A 5576-nucleotide genomic window follows, 5' to 3' on the forward strand; every position below is an offset into this window, starting at 1 on the left:
GAGTGGGGGCCACGCAGGACGGGGTCGACCGACACGTTCAGCGAGTCGGCAGGACACTCCGGAGCCACGCCGGCGCTCACCGCGCCACGCAGCGACGACAGGGGGCACCAAGAATCCCCACCGCCAACTTCCCTTCACATAAGCACCGTTGTCCTGCTGAAGGTCTCGTGGTCCACTGATTCCTGTCCGCCACATCGATCACCCCGCTCCCGGGCGGGAGAGCATCCACGGGGGAGATGCGTGTATGAGGACTTGGGCTTCGAGAAACTCCTCGACGCGGACGGTTTCTTCGCACGTCTGTTAGGGCGGTCGCCGTCGGGTGCCGACCGCAAGTCGTTGTACGGCCCCGATCTGCCCGTGGTACTCCTCAGCGGCGGCCCGGGGATGGGCAAGGGGCGGCTGCTGCGGGCGGTGCACGACCGTTTCGCCCGCCACGTGCCGGTGATCCGTCTGGACTGCGCCTCACCGGTGTACGCGGACCGGGCCGGGCCGGAGCCCGGTGCCCGCTCGGCGGTGACCGAGGCTCTGGTCGAGGCCGCCCTGCTGCTGCACACCTGGCGGGGAACGGGCGGCGGTTTCACCTTCCCGCGGTTGTTCGCGGGCTTGGCGGTGACCGCGACCGGCGTCGCGGGCGGCACCGGTGTGGCGATCACGACAGAGGTCGAGCGGTACGAGGAGCTGATCCAGCAGCCGCGCCTGCGCGGTCTGGGGGCGCGGGACTTCTGGCGCGGCGCGCTCCTCGGGGCCGTACGGAAAATGCTGGAGGTCCTGGCCGGACAGACGCTCGGCCCGTACCCGGCCGCCGCGCTCACCGCACTGCTCGACGCCCTCTTCGCGGGCCTGACGCCCCGGGGCGAGGCGGAACTGACCCGGATCTACGGCGAGTATCCCGGCGCGGCCGGCCAGCCCAGGCACGGGCTGCGCAGGCTCGCCGAGGACTTCCGGGCCGGCCGCGAGCGGCGGGAGGACGCGGAGCGCTTTCTCTTCCGGGCGCTGCGCGAGGATCTGGAGGCGGCGTACGGCAGCCTGGGGGGCTGGCTGGGCCGGGTCGGCCGCCCGGGACTGCTGCTGGACCACGCCGAAGAACCGCTGGGCGAGCGGCTGCTGCGCGCCGTGCTCACCGATCGCCGGGCCGGGCAGCGCGACCGCGTGGTGATCGTGGGAACGGCGCGCCGGGCGGACGGCGGCGACTTCCTGCACGGGGGTCTGCCACCGAGGGAGGCAGCGGCGTTCCGGCCCGCCGACGGGGTGCCGGAGACCTGGTCCCGCCGCAGGGACCCGGAGGGGGACCGGGGCCCGCTGTCCGGCGGGGTGCTGATGCTGCGGATGCCTTTCCTCACCGGTGACCAGCTCCGCAAGGCGACCGAGCGCATACAGCTGGGCGCGGAGCGGGAGGGCGGTACGCATCGCCGCCGTATCACCGCGGCCGTGGCCCAGTTGAGCGGCGGACGGCCGCACACGGTGATCCGGCTGGCCACCGCTGCCGCCGACCACCGGATGGAGACGGACGCCAACGACCGGGCCATCCTGGACGCCAAGCTGCACGACCCGGACGGCCCCTCGGAGCGGCCGGTGACGGACGTGCTGCTTCAGGAACTGATCCTCGACCAGCTGCCGGTGCGGCTTCCGCGCGAGCACCATGACCAGTGGCTCGATCTCCTCACCCATCTGTCGGTGGCCCACGACCCGGCGTGCGCGGACGTCCTGCTGCGCCATCACCAGGAGGACCGTGTCCTGCGCCTGACGGCACACGAGGTCGCGCGGCTGCTCGACGAGACCGGATGGCCGGGCTGCGAGCGGCACTTCATCGGGGACTTCGGCCTGCGCCAGCTGCTGGTGCACCGGCTGTACGGGCTGGACCGCGACGGTGCCGCCTGGTACGCCGACCACCATCTGCTGCGCGACCACTACGCCGTGAGCGAGCCGAGCGGTATTGCCTTCCACTCGGTGACGACCCACCGGATGAACCACCATCTCGTCTCCGGCGGCGTCGACGACGTGGTCCGTCACCTCGTCGACACCCTCCCCGGCCGTCCCCGTCAGTGGTGCCGGGAACTGCTGGAGATCGCCCAGGCGCCGTATCCGGGTGGCGCGGACGAGCGCCGCAGACGCGCCCAGGGGCTGATCCGGATGGACGGACCGCCGCTGCGCCGTACCGTCGACCAACTGCTGCACGCCGTATGGCTGTGCGAGGAGCGCACCAGGCCGACCGGGGGCGAAATGGCCCGCACGCTGGAGCAGTTGCTGAGGGACCTGTCGCGCCTGGACTTCGACGGCGCTGGAGAACTCGGCCCGACAGCCACCGAGTGGAGCCAACTGGCGGCGAACGAACGGCCGTTGCTCCGCTGCGACTGTACCGATCAGCTCGGCCGGAGGGAGTGACGGGGATGCCCGGCTGGATACCCAGGTGGAACAGACTGCCCAGGTGGGGAAAGATCCTCTACGCGCTGGCGGGCGTGGCAGTGACCGCGGCCGCCGTTGTATATGGCGTTCCCGCCCTCCAGAAGCCGGAGACCTGCCACGACGGCATCGAGAAGATCGGCGGCGAGTGCATCGGGGTCGACGGCGCGGGCTACGACTTCGGCACACCGGAGATCAGCGCCGTGGTCAAGGCCATCTCGGTGGAGAACAAGAGGATCGCGAACCAGCCCCACGTCACCGTGGCGATGATGCTGCCCCTCCAGTCGGACACGGCGGGGCTGCGGCGGCAGATGCGCAGCGACCTTCAGGGCGCGTATCTGGGACAGCGGCAGGCGAACTCGGGCGAGGGCCAGGTGCCCAGGATCCGGCTGGTGCTGGCCAACCCCGGGCTGAACTACGGCCATCAGGACAGAATCGTGAGCACGCTGCTCGACATGGCCGAATCCGACAAGGACAAACTGCGGGCCGTCACGGGCTTCAACCTCACCCTCGACGCCACCGAGAAGGCCGTGGAACACCTGACGGAAAACGGCGTCCCGGTGCTCGCCTCCCGGATCACCGGAGACGGGATCGCGAACGTCGACGGGAAGAAGCAACGATTCCCCGGCCTGGCCCGGATCATCCCCACCAACGGCCAAGCGGCCGAGGCCCTGGCCAACTTCAACGGCGAGCGGGGCCGGGAGAACGCCAGGACGGTGCTGGTCCACGACACCCGCCCGGACGCCTACGACGAGTCGCTGGCGAGCGCGTTCCGGGGTATCAAGGAGACGGGCCCGGCCGGCCCCGCCGATATGCCCTTCGAATCCCCGGGGATCAACGAGGCCGGCTCGACCGGCAGCCAGTTCGAGCAGATCGCCAACAACATCTGCGGTTCCGCGGCCGACACCGTCTACTTCGCGGGGCGCACGCTGCACCTGCGGATCTTCGCGCTCACACTCGCCAAGCAGACCTGCGCGGACCGGCACTTCACCCTGGTCAGCGGCTCCGACGCCGCCTCGCTGCGGCAGGCCATGTCCGAGCAGGACTGGGCGCAGCTACGGGGCGAGGACGGCAGGGCGAAGGTGACGGTCCAGTACGCCGCCCCCGCGCACCCGGCCGCCTGGGACACCGAACTGGCCGCCTGGACCGAGCGGTGGAAGGCGACCCACGACGGCGAGCCCGTCGCGAACGAACTCCCCCAGTACCTCACGGAGCCCAAGGCGGCCCTGGACGCTCTCGACGACCTGATCGAGAGCACGAGCAAGGGGGGCACGGACCTCGGCTCCACCCCGAACCTGGAGGACTCCCGCACCATGCTCGTCTACGACGGCCTCGTCACCATCGGCACGGCCCTGCACGAGGTACAGGGCAACAATGCCGAGCAGGCGCCCAGCCTCGCGGACGTCCGCCAGGAGTGGTCGAAACTCCAGTCGGTGCACCGGGTGAGGGGTACGAGTGGCCTGATCTGCCTGACGAGCGGCGGGAATCCGTACGACAAGCCGGTCGCGGTGGTCGAACTGAACCCGGGCCAGGGCGTGCGCGGGACCCTGCAGTTCGTCGGCCTGGGCTGGCCCACCGGCAAGGAACAGCCGAAGAACTGCGTGATCCCGAGCGGCACCTCCTGAGTGACAGGCTGTTGGGGCAACTCCGGCCGGGAGGCACGCCGAGCAACTCGGCGGAACAGGGGGCGAGTTCGCCTTCGGCTGGGTCCGAGAAGCAAACGCGCTGAATCAGGGCCGTTCCATCAGCACTCGATGATGTTGACCGCGAGCCCGCCCCGCGCCGTCTCCTTGTACTTGACGCTCATGTCGGCGCCGGTTTCCTTCATCGTCTTGATGACCTTGTCGAGGGACACCTTGTGGGTGCCGTCGCCGCGCATCGCCATCCGGGCTGCCGTGACGGCCTTCACCGCCGCCATGCCGTTGCGTTCGATGCAGGGGATCTGGACGAGGCCGCCCACGGGGTCGCAGGTGAGGCCGAGGTTGTGCTCCATGCCGATCTCGGCGGCGTTCTCGACCTGTTCGGGGGAGCCGCCCAGCACCTCCGCCAGCGCGCCCGCCGCCATGGAGCAGGCGGAGCCGACCTCGCCCTGGCAGCCGACCTCGGCGCCGGAGATGGAGGCGTTCTCCTTGAAGAGCATGCCGATGGCGCCGGCGGCGAGCAGGAACCGCACGACGCCGTCCTCGTCCGCGCCGGGCACGAAGTCGATGTAGTAGTGCAGGACGGCGGGGATGATGCCGGCTGCGCCGTTCGTCGGCGCGGTGACGACCCGGCCGCCGGCGGCGTTCTCCTCGTTCACGGCCATCGCGTAGAGCGTGATCCACTCCATGGCGCGGGCCAACGGGTCGCCCTCGGCGCGCAGTTGCCGGGCGGAGACGGCCGCGCGACGGCGGACCTTCAGACCGCCGGGGAGGATCCCCTCACGGGTCATGCCCCGGGAGACGCAGGCCTGCATCACCCCCCAGATGTCCAGCAGTCCGGAGCGGATCTCCTCCTCCGTGCGCCAGGCCCGCTCGTTCTCCAGCATCAGCGCGGAGATGGACAGGCCGGTCTCCCTGGTCAGGCGCAGCAGTTCGTCGCCGGTGCGGAAGGGGTACTTCAGGACCGTGTCGTCGAGTTTGATGCGGTCCGCCCCGACCGCCTCCTCGTCGACGACGAAGCCGCCGCCCACCGAGTAGTAGGTCTTGGACAGGAGTTCGGCGCCGTCCGCGTCGTGGGCCCAGATCGTCATGCCGTTGGCGTGGTACGGCAGCGTCTTGCGCCGATGCAGGACCAGGTCCTCGTCGAAGGCGAAGGGGATCTCGTGGTCGCCGAGGAGGCGGAGGCGCCCCGATTCCCTGATCGCCGCCACCCGGTCGTCGGCCGACTCGACGTCCACCGTGCGCGGCGAGGCGCCCTCCAGACCCAGCAGCACCGCCTTGGGGGTGCCGTGGCCGTGGCCGGTCGCGCCCAGCGAGCCGTACAGCTCGACGCGCACGGAGGCCACGCCCGCGAGCAGTTCCTCGTTGCGCAGCCGGCGGGCGAACAACCGGGCGGCCCGCATCGGGCCGACCGTGTGGGAGCTGGACGGGCCGATACCGATCGAGAACAGGTCGAAGACCGAGATGGCCACGGTGACTCCTCAGAACGGGGGAGGGGAGCTGTCTTTTAAACACCTTTGACCCCCCCAAAAAAAA

Annotated in this window: 3 protein-coding genes; 2 read left to right on the forward strand and 1 reads right to left on the reverse strand. The window is 70.6% G+C overall.

Annotated elements, in window-relative coordinates; translation table 11 throughout:
- The first annotated feature begins 240 nt into the window (after positions 1–240).
- Together P1P70_RS39725 and P1P70_RS39730 are read left to right on the forward strand one after the other, a co-directional pair.
- On the forward strand, positions 241–2382 hold the full coding sequence (locus tag P1P70_RS39725) for a hypothetical protein (RefSeq protein ID WP_319246601.1): 2142 nt from the start codon (positions 241–243) through the stop codon (positions 2380–2382).
- Positions 2383–2387: 5 nt separating this feature from the next.
- On the forward strand, positions 2388–4025 hold the full coding sequence (locus P1P70_RS39730) for an amino acid ABC transporter substrate-binding protein (protein ID WP_319246605.1): 1638 nt from the start codon (positions 2388–2390) through the stop codon (positions 4023–4025).
- 119 nt (positions 4026–4144) lie between these two features.
- Here P1P70_RS39730 and P1P70_RS39735 read toward each other — a convergent pair whose 3' ends face one another.
- Positions 4145–5512 (reverse strand): L-serine ammonia-lyase, encoded by a 1368-nt coding sequence (locus tag P1P70_RS39735; RefSeq protein ID WP_319246608.1) that lies wholly within the window; start codon positions 5510–5512, stop codon positions 4145–4147.
- Positions 5513–5576: the final 64 nt, after the last annotated feature.

It is taken from the genome of Streptomyces sp. MB09-02B (assembly GCF_033794485.1).
Lineage (GTDB): Bacteria > Actinomycetota > Actinomycetes > Streptomycetales > Streptomycetaceae > Streptomyces.